The sequence below is a fragment of the Lacisediminihabitans sp. genome (genome assembly GCF_043726815.1).
Lineage (GTDB): Bacteria > Actinomycetota > Actinomycetes > Actinomycetales > Microbacteriaceae > Lacisediminihabitans.
In genome coordinates this window covers 14,167-33,348 of sequence record NZ_JAYSJZ010000115.1, presented here as the reverse complement: position 1 = coordinate 33,348, position 19,182 = coordinate 14,167, and the positions used below count along the sequence as shown (strand labels likewise).

Genomic DNA, 19,182 nt, shown 5'->3' with positions numbered 1-19,182 from the left:
AAGGCCTCGATCCTGGTGCGTCGCGAATAGATGACCACGCCGATCGTGATCAGGAGGGTGAGCGCGAAGAGTCCGTAGGCGATCGCCGAGCCGTAGCCGAAATCGAGCTTCTGGAAGGCGGTCTGCCAGAGGTAGTAGACGATGGTCTGCGTCGCGTTGAGAGGCCCTCCCCTCGTGGTCGTGTAGACGAGGTCGAACAGCTGGATGGCGCCGATCACCTGCCAGATGGTGGCGAAAATCGTGACCGGGGTCAGCTGCGGCCACACCACCTGCCAGAACACCTGCCACTTGTTGGCGCCGTCGATGCGGGCCGCCTCCATGAGCTCGCCCGGCATATCCTGCAGGGCTGCCAGGTAAATCACGGTGGTGAAGGCGGCCTGCCCCCAGAGCGACATGATCGTGATCACGACCATCGCCTGGGCCGGGTCTTCGAGCCAGCCCTGCTGGGGCAGACCCAGCACGCGCAGGATGTTGTTGAAGAGTCCGAACTGGGGATTGAACAGGTAGGTGGTGAGGATGCCGGTGACCGCCGCCGAGGCGACGAAGGGGATGAAGATGGCCGTGCGGTAGATGCCGATGAACCGGATGTTGCGGTTGAGCGCCACGGCCAGGAACAGCCCGAGTCCCACCGAGGTGGGCACGAAGAGCAGCACGTAGAGGATGGTGTGCCACAGGGCATCCTGCAGCTCGGTGTCGCCCACCATCCGTTGGTAGTTGGCGAAGCCGACGTTCACCGGTTCGCTGAACCCGTTCCACTTCTGCAGGGAGAGGAAGAAGGCCCAGATCGCAGGGAAGATGGAGAGGCCGAGCACGATCACGAGCGCCGGGGCGACGAAGCCCCAGCCCTCGAGGCTCTCGAGCAGGCGCCGACGTTTCTTCGTGTCACGCGCCGCCGGCCGGGGCGCGGTCGGGCCCGGCCCGGTCGCGACCCGATCGGCGACGGCAGTCACTACTTGGCCTTCAGGGCTTTGTCGGCCTTGGCAGCGGCGGTCGTGAGCGCCGACTCGGCGGTGCCCTTGCCCTGCAGCACCTGGCTCACCGCGTCGCCGACGGCGGCGGAGAGTCCGACATAGCCGGCGACGGTCGGGCGTGCCGTGGTGGCGTTCGCCGAGTTGGCCGCCATCACGTCGAGCCCGGGGTTGGCCTTCACCTGCGCCGCGAACTCGGGGCTGTCCGCCTCGCTCGACCGCAGCGGGAGGTTGCCGATCGCCACGTTCCACTGCAGGTCCTGCGCGGGGTCGGTGAGGTACTTGGCCCACTCGTACGTCCAGTACGCGCGGTTCGCGTCCTTGTGGTCGAAGAGGGCCCAGACATCCGGACCGGACACGGTCGCGTGGTTGCCGTTCGTGCCCGGCAGGTAGGTGACCCCGTACTTCGTCTTCGCGATGCCGAGGTCGTAGAGCTCCCAGGGGCCCGAGGTGATCATGCCGATGTCGTCGCTCGCGAACAGCTGGCCGAACTTGGTGTCGGTCTGGTCGAGATAGACGCTCTTGTCGGTGATGGCCATGTCGCGCAGGAAGTTCACCGACTTGACGCCGGCCTCACTGTTGAAGGCGGACTTCGTGCCGTCCTTGGCGAGGATGTCTCCACCGTTCTGCCAGAGGTGCGGCCAGAGCTGCCAGGTGGTCTCCTCGCTTCCGGAGACCGAGTACGCGTAGCCGTAGATGTTCTTGGACTTGTCGGTGAGCTTCTTCGCGGCGGCCCGGAAGTCATCCCAGGTCCAGTCGTTGGTGGGGTAGGCGACTCCCGCGTTGTCGAACACCGTCTTGTTGTAGAGCAGGGCGAGGTTGTCGACGATGGCCGGGAATCCGATCGTCTTCTTGCCGGTGGGCCGGGCCGTCTCCTGCGCCGCCTTCGAGAACTCCGACCACTTCACGCTCGGATCGGCCACCTGCTTGGTGATGTCGAGGGTGCGGTCGGATGACTCGAGCTGGCTCGTCCACGACCCGAACGAGTACGACATGTCCGGGTAGTTGCCTCCGGCGAAGCTCGCGGAGAGCTTCTGCAGCAGGTCCTCGGTGGAGGAGGCGCCGGGCGACAGGTTCAGGGAGACGTTGGGATGCAGCTTCTCGAACTTGGCGGCGAGCTTGTCGAGCAGCTTCTCCGCACCCTCCTCCTGGCCGGTCCACACCGTGAGGCTGACCTTGGCCTTCTTGTCGAGGGTGGCCGACCCGCCGGACTGGCCGGAGCATCCGGACAGGAGCGCGACGCCCACGAGCAGTGCCGCGGAGCCGGCGATCCAGCGGCGGACCCCGCTGTTCGAAGTGAAGATTCTGCTGACCATCGACGTGCTCCTCTGGAGTGGTGGGTGTCGAACTGGGGGAAAAGGAATCAGTGCAGGATGACCGACCTGGTGAGGTGGCGCGGCTTGTCCGGGTCCAACCCGCGGCTCTCGGCGAGCGCCACGGCGAGCCGTTGGGCCTGCACGAGCTGAACGAGCGGATCGGAGGCATCCGACCGCACCGTCGCGCCGGTCGCCTCGATGTCCGCGATGAGGTCGGGCTCGACGGCGCCGAAGATCCAGACGAGCGATCCGGGGTGCGCGACCGCGATCGGCCCGTGCCGGTAGTCGAGCAGAGGATAGGACTCCGACCAGGCCTGCGCGGCCTCGCGAACCTTGAGGGCGGCCTCCTGGGCGAGGCCGTAGGTCCAGCCGGAGCCGAGGTAGACGAAGTGGTCGAAGTCGGCGACCTCGATTCCGAGGGGGGCGGCGATCGCGGCGGCCGCGGCCTCCGGCACCCCGGTCACGTCGTAGCCGTAGGCCTGACGCGCGAGAATGAGCAGCGCGGAGGGGAATCGAGTCTGGACGACGGATTCCTCGTCGGCGAAGCCGAGCACGAGGGTGCTGTCCACGAGCGCGTGAACCGCCTCGTGGGTGACCGCGGTGATCGCGGCGGTCGGGGTTCCCGCATCGACGAGGGCGAGCGCGGCGAGCACCTCGCTCGTGCTGCCGGAGCGGGTGATGGCGACCACCCGGTCGTAGCGGCGTCCGGGGGTCCACTCCGAGGCGTAGGCGGCATCCGTCTCGCCGAGCCCGGCCCGCTCCCGCAGCACCGCGAGCGACTCGGCGACGAACGCCGAGGTTCCGCAGCCCAGGAAGAGCACTCGCTCCCCGGGCAGCCCGAGGGCCGAGCGGTCCTGTTCGAGAAGCGCCTGCGCCCACACGGTGGGCTGGCTGGCGATCTCTGCTGACGTGATGCTCATCTGGTGCACTGGTCCTCTGCCTCCGCTGGGGCGCCGCGCGCCTCGGTTCCCCCATGGTGGATCCAGAACTGTTCATATGACAAGAAAATGGGCTGAACTGAGCAGTTTCGTTGAGCGTTTGACGCCGCGAGGTGCGGGCGCGATCGGCCTATGACAGGGTCGGAAAATGGATTCTCCCCACTGGGCAGCCCTCGCCGACGTCCGTCTCACCGAGTGGACGCCGCGGTCGCAGCTGACCGCGCGGGTGACGGAGGTGGCCCGCGCGCGGTTCGCCGCCATCGACATCCACAACCACCTGGGTCGCTGGCTCAGCGACGGCGAGTGGATGATCGGCGACGTCGCCGCCCTGCTTGAGCTCATGGACGCGCGCAACGTGGAGACGATCGTGAGCCTCGACGGAATGTGGGGCGACGAGCTCGAGGCCAATCTCGACCGCTACGACCGCGCGCATCCCGGCCGCTTTCTCACCTTCTGTCAGCTCGACTGGGCGCTGCTCGCCCGGCCGGACGGCGAGCGGATGCTCCGCGACTCCCTCGACGACAGCGCCGGGCGCGGCGCGAAGGGCCTCAAGGTGTGGAAGAACCTGGGGCTCACCGTGCGCGACGCGACCGGTGCCCTCGTGCTGCCGGATGACGAGCGCGTGGTGCGCGTGCTGGCCCACGCGGGAGAGCTCGGGCTGCCGGTGCTCATTCACGTGGCCGACCCGAGGGCGTTCTTCCAGCCGGCGGACGAGAACAACGAGAGACTCGACGAACTGCTGCAACAGAAGGACTGGTGGTTCGGCGACACCGACCGGCATCCCACCTTCGAACGCCTCCTCGACGCCCTCGCCACCCTCGTGATCGCCACCCCGGGCACGCGCTACATCGGCGCCCATGCCGGGTGCGCGGCCGAGGACCTCGACCGGGTCGAACGGCTGCTCGCCGCTGCTCCCCACTTCAGCATCGACATCGCCGGGCGGATGGCCGAGCTGGGTCGCCAGCCCCGGCGTTTCCGTGAGCTGATCGAGCGTTTCCCCGACCGGGTGCTCTTCGGCACCGACATCTTTCCGATCACGAGCGAGCAGTACGAGCTGCACTTCCGCTTTCTCGAGTCCCGAGACGAGGCCTTCGAGTACGCGCCGGAGTCGCCGATCCCTCCACAGGGCCGTTGGACAGTTTCGGCGCTGCATCTGTCGGATCCGCAGCTCGAGGCGATCTACCGGGGCAATGCCCTGAGGGTGCTCGGTCCGTGAGAACGGCGGGTCGCGGCCTCGGCGCCATCGTCGCGATTCTCGCCCTGGCCGCGTGCTCGACGATCTCCGACCCGCCGGCCTCCCCTGACGCTCAACCGACCGCGCCCTTCATCGTTCCGGGGACCAGCGGGGTCTGGATCGTCGACGGCGACGACTGGTCGCTGCCGAGCGGGGTGACTCCGGCCCCGAACTCCGGATTCTTCTCCGAGTCGGCGGATGCCGCGACCCACGTGGACGTGCGCTCGATCGACGTCACCTGGGGACAGCTCCAGCCCGTGCAGGGTGGCCAGCTCGACACCACACGCGCCGGCTCGGCCGAGGGGATGACACTCGCCCCGCTCGCGAGCCAGCTCGCCGACGGCGGCCCGTTCTGGATGCGCATCTTCGCGAGCGGCGAGACCTGGGCGCCGCGCTGGGTCGCCACGGCCTGCGGGGTGAAGACCTACGGTCCGGACTACGAGGGGCAGCGCCACCTGCCGATCTGGAACGAGTGCGTCTGGTCGCACCTGCTCGAGACCTACCGGGCGCTGTTCGTGCGGCAGGGTCTGGCCGCCGACCCGCGCCTGCGCTTCGTCTACGTGCCTGGGGCCTTCACCTGGGCGGAGTTCGACTACGAGACCATCACGAGCGCGGTGGACGTCGGCGACCTCGACTTCGCCGCCTACAAGAGGTGGTACGACCACGCCTGGACGGACCTCGTGGGCATCTTCGGCGCGAACTCCGCCAAGCTCGTCTTCACCGGGGAGGACTATCCGTTCGGTCCGTTCGGCGAGAAGGAGAACCTGCTGGCGCGCCAGGCCGTGGATGCCGGCCTCGGCATCCGCACCGGCATCACCGAGCTCTCCAACTTCCACCTGAGCGAGGCCCCGGCCTACGGATCCGCGGTGCAGCCGAACGGACACCTGCTGGTGGATGAGACACTGCCGATCCATGACGGGACCCGGGTGGTCGCGACCGAGAACGAGTGCTTCACCGACTGCGGCTATTCCACCAGGGATCCGTACTACGCCGTGCGCCAGGCCAACCTCAAGGCCCTGCAGCTGCGGATGAACTGGGACTACGTGGTTCCCGTCCCCTCGTACCTGAGGAAATACGCCGCGCACTGGAACTGGACCAGGCTGTCGCTCGGCAAGACCGCCGCCACCTCGGCCGATGCCTGGGCGGACCTGCGAGACGCCGAGGACACCTACTGGAAGGACAACGCCACCGGGCGCTTCGCGGACCCGGCCGCCTGGAAGTCGAGGCCATTCGTGCGCAATCTCGAGCGGTGGCTCGTGCAGGTGGATGTTCCGGGCTCGGTCGCTCACCGCAGCACCGCCGACATCCACCGGCACGTCTTCGAGAAGGACAACGGCGTGGCCTACGAGGGTCTCTCGACGCGGGTCGCGGCCGGTGACACCGGCTTCGCGTTCGATGTCGATCCCGCCTTCGCCGCGGCATCGGTCGGCATCCCCCTCCTGCTCAAGGTCACCTACCTCGACCGGGGAACCGGCGCCTTCTCCGTCCGCTACCCCGGCGGTCACTCCGCGCAGGTGCGCCGTGGCGACACCGGGCGGTGGCGCACGGCGACCTTGGCGCTGCCCGGGCTGCGGCTCGACACCGGGAATCGGCTTCGGCTGGCCCTGGCGCCCGGAGCGCACGACCTCGACGTGCGCTTCGTGCGGCTGGTGAAGACGCGGGTCTGAGCTACGCCGGATTCGGGCTTCGGCTCGCGGCCGAGGTGCAGCCTCGTGCACTCCGGGCGCATACTGGCCCGGGGGATGCCGGGCGCCGCCGCCCACGCCTCAGCTTTTCGAGCATGCTGACGCCGGCAGGGAATACGGTGGTGGCGTGACGGCGCACAGGGTGACTCGGCAGCGGGCCAGGCAGATCGCGGTGCGCGCCGCCCTGCTGTCGGCCGAGCGGCCGGACGACCTGCTCGGCATTGTGCACGATCTCGCCATGCTGCGGGTGGAGCTCACCACCACCGTCGCGCCGGCCGCCGACCACGTCTGCTGGTCCCGCCTCGGGTCGCGCTTCCGACCGATCGACACGGAGCGCGGGCTCAGCCAGGGGCTGCTCTTCGAGCGCGGCTGGATGCTGCGGCCGATGTCGGACCTCGGCCTGTTCCTCGCCGGCATGCGCACGTGGGCCGATCGCAGCGGCACCCGCGGCTGGATCGAGGCGAACGAGGACTTCGCCCGGAGCATCCTCGACCGCATCGCCGACGAGGGACCGAAGACCTCGCGGGACATCCCGGACGAGGCCGTGGCCCCCTGGCCGTCGACCGGCTGGACCAACAATCGAAACGTCACCCAGATGCTCGAGTGCCTGCACATGAGCGGCAGGCTCGCGGTGGTGGGCCGCGTCGGGCGCCTGCGCATCTGGGACCTTGCCGAGCGGGTGTTTCCGGAAGTGCCCGAGGTGCCCGCCGACGAGGCTCGGCGCATCCGCAGCGAGCGGCTGCTCGCCGCCTGCGGCATCATGCGCGACAGCATCGCCGTGTCCCCCACCGAGTTGCACGGCGTCGTCCCGGTCGGCGAGCCCGCCATCATCGAGGGGGTGCCGGGCAAGTGGCGGGTGGATCCGGCCCAGCTTGACCGCGAGTTCGAGGGCCGCACGGCCCTGCTCTCCCCCTTCGACCGGCTGATGACCGATCCGCAGCGTGTGGTGAGGCTGTTCGAGTTCGACTACGCGCTCGAGATGTACAAGCCCGCCGAGAGCCGCATCTGGGGCCAGTTCGCGCTTCCGATCCTGCACGGCGACCGGCTGGTCGGCAAGGTGGATGCCCGGTCCGACCGCGACTCCGGCACATTCGTCGTGCACCGAGTGCACGAGGACGAGCCGTTCGATCGTGCGACGCGGGCGGCGGTCGACGCCGAGATCGAGGCCTTCGCCTCCTGGCTGCGGCTGCGAGTGGTGCGGGGCGCTGTCGATTGACGCCTCCCCGGCTCGTCATCTCTATGACAGCAACACCTACGAGAAAGGGACCATGATGCGATACTCACTCCTGCTCAACTACTCAGAGGCCGGCGGGGCCGAGGTGCCGGAGGAGGCGATGGCCGAGGCACGGGCCGCCTTCGACCGCTACGCCAAGTCGCTCGACGCGGCTGGCGTGCTGCTCGGCGCCGACGTGCTTCAGCCGGTCGCGGCATCCACCACGGTGACGCTGCGCAACGGGAGCCTGCAGGTGCAGGACGGACCGTTCGCCGACACGAAGGAACAGCTCGGCGGAGTGTTCCTGATCGATGTGCCCGACCTGGATGCCGCCCTCGCCTGGGCCGAGAAGTGCCCGGCCGCGCAGTGGGGCACCATCGAGGTACGCCCGACCGCGGTCTACTTCGCGGGGGGACAGTGGAACCAGGCGGCGTGACCGCGGCGGCGCGGGCGGAGGAGGTGGCCCGGGCGTCCTACGGACGACTGCTGGCCGTGCTCGCCGCCCGCACCGGCGACATCCCCGCCGCCGAGGATGCCCTCGCCGACGCCTTCGAGCGCGCCCTGCGCACGTGGCCCACGGCCGGCATCCCCGACAACCCGGAGGGCTGGCTCGTGACGGTGGCGAAGAACCGCTGGCTCGATGAGTTGAAGCGGCGCCGACCCGTGCCGGAGCCGTTCGAGACCGTGGCCGACGACGCCGACCGCATCCCGGACAAGCGGCTTGAGCTGATGTTCGTGTGCGCGCACCCGGCGATCGATGCCGCGGTGCGCACACCGCTCATGCTGCAGGTAGTGCTGGGGTTCGACGCCTCCGCGATCGCCGCCGCCTACGCGATGCCCACAGCCACGATGGCGCAGCGGCTGGTGCGCGCGAAGCGGCGGATCCGGGATGCGCGAATCCCCTTCGTGATTCCGGCCCGTGACGACATGCCGACCAGGCTGCCCGCGGTGCTGGAGGCGGTCTACGGCGCGTATGCGATCGAGTGGCAGCTGGTCTCCGACACGTCGCCGCGCGACTCGCTCGCTCTCGAGGCGCTCTGGCTCGCCTCTCTCCTGGCCACCCTCCTGCCCGACCCGGAGACCCTCGGTCTCGCCGCGCTGCTCTCGCTCTCGATCGCCCGGGCTCCGGCGCGCGTCGACCGCGGGATGCTCGTGCCGCTCGACGAGCAGGACACCACGCTCTGGGATGGGGCGCTGATCGCCCGGGGCGAGGCGCTGCTGAACGAGGCCCACGCCCACGGTCGAATCGGGCGCTTCCAGCTCGAGGCCGCCATCCAGTCCGCGCACTGCGCCCGGGCCGCGACCGGCGTCACGGATTGGACCGCGCTGAGGAGCCTGCACGTGGCGCTGCTGGAGGTGTCGCCCACGCTAGGTGCGACCGTATCGCTCGCCGCGGTGACGTCCCGGATCGATGGCCCCCTCGCCGGACTCGCGCTGCTCGATGCGCTCGGTTCGCCGCCCTTCCAGCCCTACTGGGCCGTGCGGGCGCACCTGTTGGCCGAGCTGGGACCAGCGGATGAGGCTGCCGCGGCGTACGGGAAGGCGATCAGCCTGACGACGGAGCCGGAGGTGCGGGCGTACCTGGCCGCGCGGGCGGGCGCGCGGCGATGACGGCGTTCGGCGCCGCGACCGTGTCGGCGGTGCCGGGCACACTGGGCTCATGACGCGCTATGCGATCGACGCCCTCACGGCGATCCGGCTCGCTCGCGAACGGATAGCCGTGCCCACCGAGCACCGGCTGGTCGCGCCGAAGTCGCTGCAGACCCGGGCCCTGTCCGAGCTCTACCGCGCCGTGCGCCGGGGCGAGTTGGCCCAGGGGGAGGCGAGGGCGATCCTCGACCGGATCACGACCATGGGCATCCGCCTGCTCGGCGATCGGGTCTCGCGTGCGGCGGCCTGGCGTGTCGCCGAACAACTCGACTGGCACGACATCGGCGACGCCGAGTACGTTGCGGTGGCGCGGTTGCAGGCGGATGCGTTCGTCACCCTCGACCCGGACCTCGCTCTACAGGTGCAGGGCATCATCACGCTCGCGCCCTTCGAGGCCCTTCATGCGCCGTCCGCCCCACCATAATGATCACGTGGCAACGCAGACATTCGAGTTGACGACGACCATTTCGGCCGACCCGCCGGCCGTGATCGACTTTCTGATGGACCTCTCGCGGCACCGCGGCCTGCACCCGTACCTGGTGTCCGCCGAGGTGGTCGCCACCGGCTCGGACGACGACGGATCCTGGTCGGACTGGCGCGTCGTCGAGCGCCCTCGGCTCGGCCCGTTCCGCTACTCGATCCGCTTCCCCGCCCGAATGCTCCGCAGCTCGCAGACCTCGATGGTCGGCACGGTGCGCGCGGCACCGGGATGCTCCCTGCTCACGACCACGCGAGCGAGTCTCGTGGAGGGGAAGACCGCGCTGACCGAGATCACCACGGTGACGGCGCCGCGGCTGGTGCTCGGCTACATGACCGCCCAGGCGCGGCTGGCCCATGCCCGCACCTACTCGCTGCTGCCCGGGCAGTTCGCGGTCGGCCCGGGCGTGCCGGGCGGTCGCTGATCCTGAGGGAGCGGCTTCTCTCGCTTCTCTCCGCTCTCTCCTCCCGCTTATCTCCTCCCGCCTCTGTCTCCCGCTCACTTCTCCCGCCTCACCTCTCTCCTGCTCTCCTGCTCTCCTGCTCTCCTGCTCTCCTGCTCTCCTGCTCTCCTGCTCTCCGCCTATCTCCTGCCCCCTAACCCCCCTTCTCTTCCCCACCGCCTTCTCGCCCTTGGCAGGCGAAACGCCCGACCTCTGGTGGCCCGCTCCACTCCTCCACACACACCCAAGTCGGCGGGTTATCCACCAGTTTTCGAGTTCTATTCAGATATAGGTTCGACTCTGGAAAGCTATACGCATGGCAGTTCTCGAAGACACGTTCACCGAATCGCTCGCCGCGATTCGGTCGGCCGCGCGTGCGATTCCCCCTGCCACGACCGCGGTCCGCGCTCTCGATGACGATGGCCTGCTCGACTCCCAGCGCATCCTTACCGAGGCGCGGAGGGCACTCGAGGCCGCGGCGTCGGCAATCGCCGGCGAGATCGCGCACCGCTCGCGCCGGGAGCTCGGCTACGACGGACTCGCCCAGCGCCTGGGCTTCCGCACCGCCGAGAGACTCGTGCAACAGGCCACCGGCTCCACTGCTCGGGAGGCCTCTTCCCTCGTCGCTGTGGGCACGTTGGTGCATGAATCCAGTTCCGTGCTTTGTTCCGAGCTGCAGATCGATGACCTGCCCGATCCCTGGCTGCTGGCGGTCGGGAGTGCCGTGGCCTCCGGCGACCTCTCGGTGGATGCCGCGCGCGCCATCCGCACCGGCCTCGGGGCCCCGTCAGCGCTCGTCACCAGCGAGTTGTTGACCGCCGCCGTGCGGGCGTTGATCGCCGACGCGACTTCCCTCAACGCCGACGAGCTCCTCGTGCGCGCCCGCCGGCTGCGCGACGATCTCGATGTTGGTGGGGTCGCGCAGCGCGAACAGCAACTGCGCGACGAGCGTTCCATCCGTCGGGTGCGCCGGGCCAACGGGCTCAGCCGGTACATCGTCGATCCCGACCTCGAGGCCGCCGCCTTCTGGGACGACCTCTACGACCGCGTCACCGCTCCTCGCCGGGGCAACGTCAGCTTCCTCAACGCCGAGGACCGCGACTGGGCGGAGGCCGCCTCCGGAGGCGCTCACGGCGACGGTCGAACTGTCGACCAATACGTGCACGACACCTTCACCGACCTCTTGCGCCTCGCCTGTGACGGCGACACCCCCGCGTCCCGTGAAATCGTCGGATCACGTTCGCCCTCGGTGCGCGTGCTCGTCACGGCGCGGGCACTCCACACCGGCATCGGGGCCGGTTACCTCGAAGGCATCGCGACCCCGGTCTCTATCGCCACGGTCGAGAGGATCGCGTGCGCGCACGGGTCGATCGCCATTTCCTTCGACTCCAACGGCAACGCCCTGGACGTCGGGCGCGAACGCCGCCTCTTCACCGCCCGTCAACGAGTCGCACTTGCCGCCCGCGACGGTGGATGCCTCTTCCCCGGCTGCGACCGCCCACCCAGCTGGTGCGAAGCGCACCACATCGACCACTGGCATCGCGACCACGGACAGACCGATCTCGAACGCGGGGTGCTTCTGTGCCGACATCACCACATGCTCGTGCACAACAACGGGTGGGAGATCGCGCACGACCACGCCGGGTACTGGCTCATCCCGCCTGCCCGCCTAGACCCCGAGCAGGCACCCCGGCCGATGCCCAGCAAGAGCGCGGCGTTCCGTGACCTCTACGCGACCCGGCTCGCGTAACGGAAGCCTGCGTGAAATGGGTATTCGGAGCACGCTCGCCAGTTCCCGGTGGCCACCGGGCGTGCAACCATCGAGCCGGCGACCCTCTGGCGCCGCGCCACATTCACCCGCCGGCGATGACCTCGCAGAGGTGCGCCACAAGCTCGCTCACCCGATCCCGGGCCGGGGCGAGGTAGCGTCGCGGATCGGTCAGGTCCGGCTGCGCGGCCAGCACGGCACGCACCTCGGCGGTGAAGGCGACGTTGAGACCCGTGCCCACATTCACCTTGCGGATGCCGGCGGCGATCGCCTGGCGCAGCACCGCATCCGGCACTCCGGAGGAGCCGTGCAGCACAAGGGGCACCGACACGGCCTCGGCGAGCCGAGCGATGAGGTCGAGGTCGAGCGACGCGGTCTGCTCCGTCATCGCGTGCGAGCTCCCGACCGCCACGGCGAGGCCATCGACGCCGGTGGCCGCCACGAACCGGCTCGCCTCGAGCGGGTCGGTGCGCACCCCCGGCGCATGGGCGCCGTCTTTGCCGCCGACCTCGCCGAGCTCGGCCTCGATCCAGAGACCGGCGGCACGCCCGCGAGTGACCACGGATGCCGTGAGGGCGACGTTCCGCTCGTACGGCTCGGTCGAGGCGTCCACCATGAGGGATCCGAGGCCCCACGCGGCATAAGAACCAGTAGGCACGGCAGAATCAGGGCCGGACCCAAGACCGGCGCCGAACGCCGGGCCGAGAGAGATCGCCTCGTCGACGAGCGCCGCCGATTCGACGTGGTCGAGGTGGATGCCGATGGGTGACCGCGCGGAGGCGGCGAGCTCCCGGCAGGCCGCCAGAATCGGCCGCAGTCCGCCGTGGTAGCGCACCGCATTCTCGCTCAGCTGCAGCAGCACTCCGACGCCGGCCAGATCGGCCCCGGCGACTATCGCCTCCGCGTGCTCGAGCGAGATCACGTTGAAGCTCGGCACCGCGCCGCCGCGCGCTACCGCCTCGGAGATGAGGGCGGCGGTGGGTGCCAGCGTCACAGCGCGTCCGCGGGGATGAGCTCGCGCAGCGGCTCGGGCAGCAGGTCGCCGTGGGCCGTGACGAGGTCGTTGCAGAGCTCCCAGATCTGCTCGGGGGTGAGGGTGGAGTTGGCGTTCGGGTCCATGAGCACGGCCTGCCGGATCAGCCGGGGGTCGCCGGTGCGCGCGGCCTCGATCGTGAGCTCCGCCACCGAGAGATACGGGCGGTTGAGGGCGGCGCACTGCACGGGCAAGGCCCCGATCGCATGCGGCGTGAGGCCCGAGGCATCCACCGTCGTCGGCACCTCCACCACGGCGCCCTGGGGCAGGTTGTCGATCAGGCCGGCGTTGACCACGTTCGCATGGATGACCCGCGGGTTGCCGGTGACCATCGAGTGGATCACCTGCGGGGCATACTCGGCGGCGTTCTGCTCGAGCACGAGGGGAGTGCCGTCGGCGAGCGACCGCTTCGCCTGCTCGAACTCGGCCACGTTCTCCTCGCTGATGCCGATGTACTCGAGCGGCCGGAGGCGGTAGCGCTCGATCTGCTCCGCAGAACGCAGGAACCAGGGCAGGTACTCCGAGGAGTGCTCGCTCGTCTCGGTGGGATAGAAGCCCAGCCGTCGGAAGATCTCCACCCGAACGCGGCGCGAGAGGCCGTCATCCTGCCGGATCTTCTCGCGCAGCAGCGGATACAGGTCCTCGCCGTCGCGTGTCCAGTCGAGCAGCCAGGCCTGGTGGTTCACCCCGGCGGCACGGTAGCGGGTCTCCTCGATCGGCACGCCGATCAGCTCGCCGAGGTCGTGCACGGTCCAGTAGACGCTGTGGCAGAGGCCGACGGCCTTCACCTCGGGGGCCACGACCGAGGCCCACCAGATGTTCATCGCCATCGGGTTGGTGTAGTTGAGCAGCCAGGCGTCCGGGCAGTAGCGGCGGATGTCCGCGGTGAGTTCGCTCAGCACGGGGAAGGTGCGCAGCCCCCGGAACACGCCGCCGATTCCGGTGGTATCACCGATGGTCTGGTTGAGGCCGTAGCGGGCCGGGATCTCGAGGTCCTTGCGGGTGGCGTCGATGCCGCCCACCTGGATGGTGTTGATCACGAAGTCCGCGCCCTCGAGGGCCACCCGACGGTCGAGCGTGGAGGAGATCGTGGCGCGGGCGCCGAGCCTCTCGTTGACCTGGCGGGCGGTGCCCTCCGCCACCGCGAGCCGCGCCGCGTCCACGTCGTGCAGCACGAGGGTCGCGTCGACGAGTTCGGGGAATCCGAGGATGTCGGCCACCAGTTGGCGGGTGAAAACGACGCTTCCCGCGCCAATGAAGGTAACCGTAGTCATAGAGCGATCATCGACTTGTATGATCAAACCGCGCAAGTTTTCGATCTCTTTTTCGTCCAAGTGCTCAGAATTCCTGAGCGATTGAAGCAAATGTTCCGGAGAGGGCAACGAATGAGTCTCGCAGCACCGGGCTTCCTCGTTCCGCGGGCGGCCTCGTCCAAGCGCTCGCAGCGCATGGTGTCGATCCTCGAGCTGCTGGGCCGCGACGGCACCGTGCCACTCTCCGTGCTCTCCGACGCGCTCGGCGCCTCGGCGGCCACCATCCGTCGCGACCTCGCCGACCTCGAGGCGCAGGGGCTGCTCGCCCGCACCCACGGCGGAGCCCGCGCGGTCGGCAGCCAGTCCGAGCTTCCGGTGCGGCTCAAGGATTCGCAGTTTCGGCGCGCCAAGCAGCTGATCGCCCGCAAGGCTGCCCTGCTCATCCCCGCCGGGCGCTACGCGATCGCGCTGAGCGGCGGATCGACGACGGCCGAGGTGGCGAAGGCGCTCGCCAACCGGTCGGAGCTCACCATCGTCACCAACTCGCTCACCACGGCAATGGAGTTCGCCTCGCGCCCCAACCTCAAGGTGCTCATGACCGGCGGCCTGATCCGCTCCAACTCCTTCGAGCTCGTGGGCTCGCTCGCGGAGAACACCTTCAACGCGATCAACGTGGGCACGGCGATTCTCGGCACCGACGGCATCAGCGCCCTGGCCGGCGCGACCACCCACGACGAGACCGAGGCGAAGACCAACCTCGCCATGGTGACCCACGCCGAGCGCGTGCTCGTGGTGGCCGACGGCTCGAAGGTGGGGCGGATCACGCTCGCGAAGGTGGCCGGACTCGATCAGATCCACGAGCTCATCACCGACTCGAGCGCGGATCCGGAGGAACTGGAGCGCATCGCTGCAGCCGGGGTCGTGATCCACGTCGTCGAGGTGGATTGACCCCTTCTGCGTCGGTTCGGGAGGCTGGTCTCGGGCTTGCCCCTGTCGACCATGGCCCACCGAACCCTCAGCGGGCCAGCCGATCCACCACGGCGCCGAAGAGGCCGGGCAGCGCGGCGGCCGTCGGAACGATCCTGGTGCGCAGCGGGGAGTTGGCCGCCGCGACAAGCCCCGCGGTGAGCAGCCGGAAGTCGCGCGTGCGCCTCGACCACTCCCTCTCGTAGCGCCCGGGGTTCTCCGCGGCCACGCAGTCGATCGCCGCCCTGGCCTGGGCCAGGCCCACCCGGATGCCCTCTCCCGTGATCGCGTCGACGTAGCCGGACGCGTCCCCGACCAGCATCACCCGGCCGAGCGAGCGGGCGGTGGTGCGCTGCCGGAACGGGCCGGCGCCGCGCAGGTCGCTCGCCGGAGGGCGACCGGCGACCCGCGCCGCGAGCTCGGGGATCTCGGCCAGCGCCTGCTCGAAGTTGGTGCCCTGCGGGCCGAGCATCGCGATGCCGACCAGGTCGTGGCCGACCGGGGTCACGTACGCCTCAACGGTCTTCGTCCAGTAGACCTCGATCAGGTCGCCCTCCGGGGCCATCGAATAGTGCCGCCGCAGCCCGAACCGGCGGACCTTCTGGGCGACCGGCCGCTCGAGCCGGGTGAGCCTGCGCACCGTGGAGTGCAGTCCGTCCGCCCCGAGCAGATACCGAGACCGGATGCCGCCGGCCGTGACGCCGGAATCGTCCTGCTCGAGGGAGTCCACCCTGCCGGGCACGAGGTTGACGCCGAGCTCCGCCGCCCGCGCGGCCAGGGCGGAATGCAGAATCGTCCGTCGCACGCCCCTGCCGGCGGCGGCGCCGAAGAGGTGGTCGACCCTGGTCGTGCCGCTGCGATAGCTCACCCCGCTGAGCGGATGGCCGGCAGGGTCGACCCCCAGCCGCGCGAGCGCCGGGAGCGCCCCCGGCATGAGTCCCTCACCGCAGGCCTTGTCGATCGCCGAGGCACGCGGTTCGATCACCGCCACCGTGAGCCCCAGCATCCGCGCCTCGATGGCCGCGGCGAGCCCGACCGGACCGGCGCCGACGACCGTGACGTCGAAGTCCGCGGTCATGACGGCGGCGTCACGCTGATCTTCTCGAGGGCGGCGAGCGCGCGCTCCTCGGTCGCGATGCGGAACCCGAACAGCAGAACCGCGTTGAGCACCGTGAACGCGACGGCCGTGATCCAGGCCGTGTGCACGAGCGGGAGCGCGATGCCCTCCGCGATCACGACCACGTAGTTGGGGTGACTGAGAAAGCGATACGGGCCGCGGGTGACCCGGCCGAGGCCCGGAACCACCACGATGCGCGAGTTCCACTGCCGCCCGAGCGTGCCGATGCACCAGTAGCGCAGGCCCTGGCAGGCGAGTGCGATCGCGAGCATCGGCCAGCCGAGCAGGGGGATGAACGGCCGGTCGCCGAGATAGACCTCGGCGAGGCAGGCGAGCAGGAACCCGGTGTGCAGCACGACCATGTATGGGTAATGGCGCTGGCCGTACTCCCGGCCGCCGCGCGCGAACGCCCAGGCCGCATTGCGGCTCGAGATCACCACCTCGGCAATGCGCTCGGCGCCCGTGGCCAGAATCAGAATGAGGAACCAGATCATGCGGACGGCCACCTCAGCAGTACGAGTTCGGCGCTCACCCCGGGGCCGAGCGCGAACACGACGGTGTCGTCGCCCGCGGTCTGCGGTCCGGCGGCGAGCTCCTCCGCGAGGATGTGCAGCACCGACGCCGACGAGAGGTTGCCCACCCGGGACAGCGAACTCCAGCTGTTGTCGAACGCGCCATCCGCGAGCCCCAGCGACGACTGGAACTGTTCGAGCACCCGGGGCCCGCCCGGGTGGGCGATCCAGGTGTCGATGTCGTCCACCCCGAGGTCGTTGTCGCCCAGGAACCCGGTGACGTCCCGGCCGAAGTTCGCCTCGATCACCTCGGACACCTGGGCGGTGAGGATGATGCGGAAGCCCGTCTCGCTCGCGTTGAAGCCGATCACGGACTCGGTGTCCGGGTAGAGCTGGCTTCGCGCGTCGATCACGTCCGGACCCGTGACGGTCATTCGTTTCGCCCGTTCGTCGCCCACCATCACCACGGCCGCCGCTCCGTCGCCGAACAGCCCGGTCGCCACGAGGTTCGCCATCGAGTCGTCGTCGCGCTGGAAGGTGAGCGAGCAGAGCTCGACGGCGAGCAGAACGCCGACGTCGTTCGGATGACCGACCAGGTAGTCGTTGACGCGGGCGATCCCCGCGGCCCCGGCCACGCATCCGAGGCCGTACATCGGCACCCGTTTCACATCGGGGCGCAGCCCCAGCCTGGCCACGAGCAGCGCGTCGATGGACGGCGCCGAGATGCCGGTGACGGAGGTGAACATGACGTAGTCGATGTCGGCCGGTGCGAGTCCGGCGATGTCGAGGGCGTCACGCAGGGCGCGCTCGGTGAGGTCGGCGGCCACCTCGATGAACATGCCGTTCGACTGGGTGAAGGTGGTCGGGTCGAGGTAGCGCTCGATCGGCATCACGAGATGGCGGGTGTCGACCCTGCTTGAGCCGTGCAGCCGGCGCATCACGGCCTGTTTGCCCGGGTCGGAGGTGACCATCGGCACGATGGTGTCGGTGATCTCGGACTGCGCGTAGACGTTGACCGGTAGCGCGGGGGCGACGGCGACTATTCGGGCCATTCCGCGACGGTAACACGTTCCGACCGCCGCCCCGAGTGTCGGGCCGCTTCGAATTCGCCCCTAACGTTGCAGTGTGACCCCCGCATCCACGACTCGACCGGCCGCGCGCCCGATCGGCGCCGTCGGACTCGTGGTGATCGGCCTCGTCTGCCAGGACGTGGGCGCCTCCCTCGCCGTGCTGCTCTTCCCCACCACGGGCGCGCTGGGCATGGTCGCGCTGCGGCTCGGCTTCTCCGCGATCGTGCTGCTGGCCGTCGCCCGTCCGCGGTTGCGCGGCCACAGCCGCAACGACTGGCTCACGGTGATCGCGTTCGGCGTGGCCCTCGCCGGCATGAACGCCCTCTTCTACGAGGCGATCGCCCGCATCCCGCTCGGCGCGACGGTCACGATCGAGGTGCTGGGGCCCCTCGTGCTCTCGGTGGTGATGAGTCGCCGCGCGATCAGCTGGCTCTGGGCGGTGCTGGCCTTCGCGGGGGTGGCCCTGCTCGGCCAGGGCAGCTTCGGATCGCTCGACCCGCTCGGTCTCGTCTTCGCGTTCTCCGCCGCCGCGGCCTGGGCCGGCTACATCCTGCTCTCCGCGCGCACCGGCTCGCGCTTCCCGCGACTCGACGGGCTCGCGATCGCGATGACCATCGGAGCGATCCTCGCCCTGCCGCTCGGCATCGCCTCGGCGGGACCGGCCATCTTCCGGCCGGAGATCCTGCTGCTCGGCGCCGCCGTCGCCATGCTCTCCTCGACCATCCCGTACGCCCTCGAGCTCGTGGCGCTGCGTCGGCTGCCGTCGGCCACCTTTTCCATCCTCATGAGCCTGTCCCCGGCGATCGCGACGATCGCGGGCCTCCTGCTGCTGGGGCAGAAGCTCACGGTGGTCGGCGTGGTCGCGATCGGGCTCGTGATCGCAGCGAGCATCGGGGCGGTGCGCACCGCCTCCCGCACACCGCGAGGAGACACCCTGCCGAACCCGATCGACGAGCTCTAGATGTAGATCGCCGGATCGGTGTAGGTGTCCGGGTGCAGCGGGCCGGTCGACGAGGTCGCGACCCGGGGTCGCGCCCGGGCGGGGATGCCGGTGATCACCGAATCCGCGGGGGCATCCCGCACGACGACGGCGTTGGCCCCCACGATCGACCGGTCGCCGATGCTGATCGCGCCGAGCACGCTCGCCCCGGCGCCGATGACGACGCCGTTGCCGATCCTGGGGTGACGGATCTCGCGTCGGGAACTCGTGCCGCCGAGAGTGACTCCGTGATAGATCACCACATCGTCGCCGACCACCGCGGTCTCGCCGATCACCACGCCCATTCCGTGGTCGATGAACAGCCGGCGTCCGAGGGTCGCCCCCGGGTGGATCTCCACCCCGGTGGCGAATCGCACAAGCTGCGAGTAGACCCGAGCCGCCAGGCGAAGCCGCCGCCGCCAGAGCCAGTTCGCGACCCGGTGGCCCCAGATGGCGTGCAGGCCGGAATAGGCGAGGAACACCTCGGCGTTCGAATCCGCTGCCGGATCGTGCGCTCGAGCCGCGGCGATGTCCTCCCGCAGTCGAGAGAAGGCCACCCG

Annotated in this window: 19 protein-coding genes; 10 read left to right on the top strand and 9 right to left on the bottom strand. The window is 69.7% G+C overall.

What is annotated here, in order from left to right:
- From ACHZD8_RS17135 to ACHZD8_RS17125, 3 genes are all read right to left on the bottom strand, one after another.
- On the bottom strand, positions 1-950 hold a 950-nt coding region (locus tag ACHZD8_RS17135; protein ID WP_394771642.1), incomplete at its 3' end, for a carbohydrate ABC transporter permease.
- Positions 950-2,284 (bottom strand): ABC transporter substrate-binding protein, encoded by a 1,335-nt coding sequence (locus ACHZD8_RS17130; protein ID WP_394771641.1) that lies wholly within the window; start codon positions 2,282-2,284, stop codon positions 950-952. The genes ACHZD8_RS17135 and ACHZD8_RS17130, both read right to left, overlap by 1 nt.
- 47 nt (positions 2,285-2,331) lie before the next feature.
- A complete protein-coding gene (locus tag ACHZD8_RS17125; RefSeq protein ID WP_394771640.1) occupies positions 2,332-3,204 on the bottom strand; it encodes an SIS domain-containing protein in 873 nt (290 codons plus the stop codon).
- Between the two features lie 166 nt (positions 3,205-3,370).
- Here ACHZD8_RS17125 and ACHZD8_RS17120 point away from each other — a divergent pair, with 166 nt between their 5' ends.
- From ACHZD8_RS17120 to ACHZD8_RS17085, 8 genes are all read left to right on the top strand, one after another.
- The gene (locus ACHZD8_RS17120; RefSeq protein WP_394771639.1) at positions 3,371-4,438 is read left to right on the top strand and encodes an amidohydrolase family protein; all 1,068 of its coding nucleotides are present in this window, start codon (positions 3,371-3,373) and stop codon (positions 4,436-4,438) included.
- On the top strand, positions 4,435-6,123 hold the full coding sequence (locus ACHZD8_RS17115) for a hypothetical protein (protein ID WP_394771638.1): 1,689 nt from the start codon (positions 4,435-4,437) through the stop codon (positions 6,121-6,123). Before ACHZD8_RS17120 ends, ACHZD8_RS17115 begins: the two co-directional genes overlap by 4 nt.
- A gap of 145 nt (positions 6,124-6,268) precedes the next feature.
- Complete coding sequence (locus ACHZD8_RS17110) at positions 6,269-7,357, top strand: DNA glycosylase AlkZ-like family protein (protein ID WP_394771637.1); 1,089 nt, start codon at positions 6,269-6,271, stop codon at positions 7,355-7,357.
- 52 nt (positions 7,358-7,409) lie between these two features.
- The gene (locus ACHZD8_RS17105; protein WP_394771636.1) at positions 7,410-7,790 is read left to right on the top strand and encodes a YciI family protein; all 381 of its coding nucleotides are present in this window, start codon (positions 7,410-7,412) and stop codon (positions 7,788-7,790) included.
- The gene (locus ACHZD8_RS17100) at positions 7,787-8,965 is read left to right on the top strand and encodes an RNA polymerase sigma factor (RefSeq protein WP_394771635.1); all 1,179 of its coding nucleotides are present in this window, start codon (positions 7,787-7,789) and stop codon (positions 8,963-8,965) included. The genes ACHZD8_RS17105 and ACHZD8_RS17100 overlap by 4 nt, the downstream gene beginning before the upstream one ends.
- 49 nt (positions 8,966-9,014) lie before the next feature.
- Positions 9,015-9,428 (top strand): type II toxin-antitoxin system VapC family toxin, encoded by a 414-nt coding sequence (locus ACHZD8_RS17095; protein WP_394771634.1) that lies wholly within the window; start codon positions 9,015-9,017, stop codon positions 9,426-9,428.
- Between the two features lie 7 nt (positions 9,429-9,435).
- Positions 9,436-9,906 carry an SRPBCC family protein gene (locus ACHZD8_RS17090; protein WP_394771633.1) on the top strand — a complete coding sequence of 157 codons (471 nt, stop codon included), beginning with the start codon at positions 9,436-9,438 and terminating at the stop codon, positions 9,904-9,906.
- A gap of 334 nt (positions 9,907-10,240) precedes the next feature.
- Entirely contained in the window at positions 10,241-11,674 is a 1,434-nt protein-coding gene (locus ACHZD8_RS17085) for a DUF222 domain-containing protein (protein ID WP_394771632.1), read from the top strand.
- Between the two features lie 103 nt (positions 11,675-11,777).
- Here ACHZD8_RS17085 and ACHZD8_RS17080 read toward each other — a convergent pair whose 3' ends face one another.
- Together ACHZD8_RS17080 and ACHZD8_RS17075 are read right to left on the bottom strand one after the other, a co-directional pair.
- Complete coding sequence (locus ACHZD8_RS17080) at positions 11,778-12,686, bottom strand: class II fructose-bisphosphate aldolase (RefSeq protein WP_394771631.1); 909 nt, start codon at positions 12,684-12,686, stop codon at positions 11,778-11,780.
- The gene (locus tag ACHZD8_RS17075) at positions 12,683-13,999 is read right to left on the bottom strand and encodes an alpha-glucosidase/alpha-galactosidase (protein WP_394771630.1); all 1,317 of its coding nucleotides are present in this window, start codon (positions 13,997-13,999) and stop codon (positions 12,683-12,685) included. The genes ACHZD8_RS17080 and ACHZD8_RS17075 overlap by 4 nt, the downstream gene beginning before the upstream one ends.
- Before the next feature lie 111 nt (positions 14,000-14,110).
- Here ACHZD8_RS17075 and ACHZD8_RS17070 point away from each other — a divergent pair, with 111 nt between their 5' ends.
- Entirely contained in the window at positions 14,111-14,926 is an 816-nt protein-coding gene (locus ACHZD8_RS17070) for a DeoR/GlpR family DNA-binding transcription regulator (protein WP_394771629.1), read from the top strand.
- A gap of 67 nt (positions 14,927-14,993) precedes the next feature.
- Here the strand turns inward: ACHZD8_RS17070 and ACHZD8_RS17065 are convergent, their stop codons facing one another.
- The 3 genes from ACHZD8_RS17065 to ACHZD8_RS17055 are packed head-to-tail and all read right to left on the bottom strand — an operon-like array spanning position 14,994 to position 17,625.
- Positions 14,994-16,022 (bottom strand): NAD(P)/FAD-dependent oxidoreductase, encoded by a 1,029-nt coding sequence (locus ACHZD8_RS17065; protein ID WP_394771628.1) that lies wholly within the window; start codon positions 16,020-16,022, stop codon positions 14,994-14,996.
- Positions 16,019-16,555 carry an isoprenylcysteine carboxyl methyltransferase family protein gene (locus ACHZD8_RS17060; RefSeq protein ID WP_394771627.1) on the bottom strand — a complete coding sequence of 179 codons (537 nt, stop codon included), beginning with the start codon at positions 16,553-16,555 and terminating at the stop codon, positions 16,019-16,021. The genes ACHZD8_RS17065 and ACHZD8_RS17060 overlap by 4 nt, the downstream gene beginning before the upstream one ends.
- Positions 16,552-17,625, bottom strand: a complete 1,074-nt coding sequence (locus ACHZD8_RS17055) for a type III polyketide synthase (protein ID WP_394771626.1) — start codon at positions 17,623-17,625, stop codon at positions 16,552-16,554. Before ACHZD8_RS17055 ends, ACHZD8_RS17060 begins: the two co-directional genes overlap by 4 nt.
- A gap of 73 nt (positions 17,626-17,698) precedes the next feature.
- Here ACHZD8_RS17055 and ACHZD8_RS17050 point away from each other — a divergent pair, with 73 nt between their 5' ends.
- Positions 17,699-18,604 carry an EamA family transporter gene (locus ACHZD8_RS17050; protein WP_394771625.1) on the top strand — a complete coding sequence of 302 codons (906 nt, stop codon included), beginning with the start codon at positions 17,699-17,701 and terminating at the stop codon, positions 18,602-18,604.
- Here ACHZD8_RS17050 and epsC read toward each other — a convergent pair.
- Positions 18,601-19,179 (bottom strand): serine O-acetyltransferase EpsC, encoded by a 579-nt coding sequence (gene epsC / locus ACHZD8_RS17045; protein ID WP_394771624.1) that lies wholly within the window; start codon positions 19,177-19,179, stop codon positions 18,601-18,603. The genes ACHZD8_RS17050 and epsC overlap by 4 nt on opposite strands.
- Positions 19,180-19,182 lie beyond the last annotated feature (3 nt).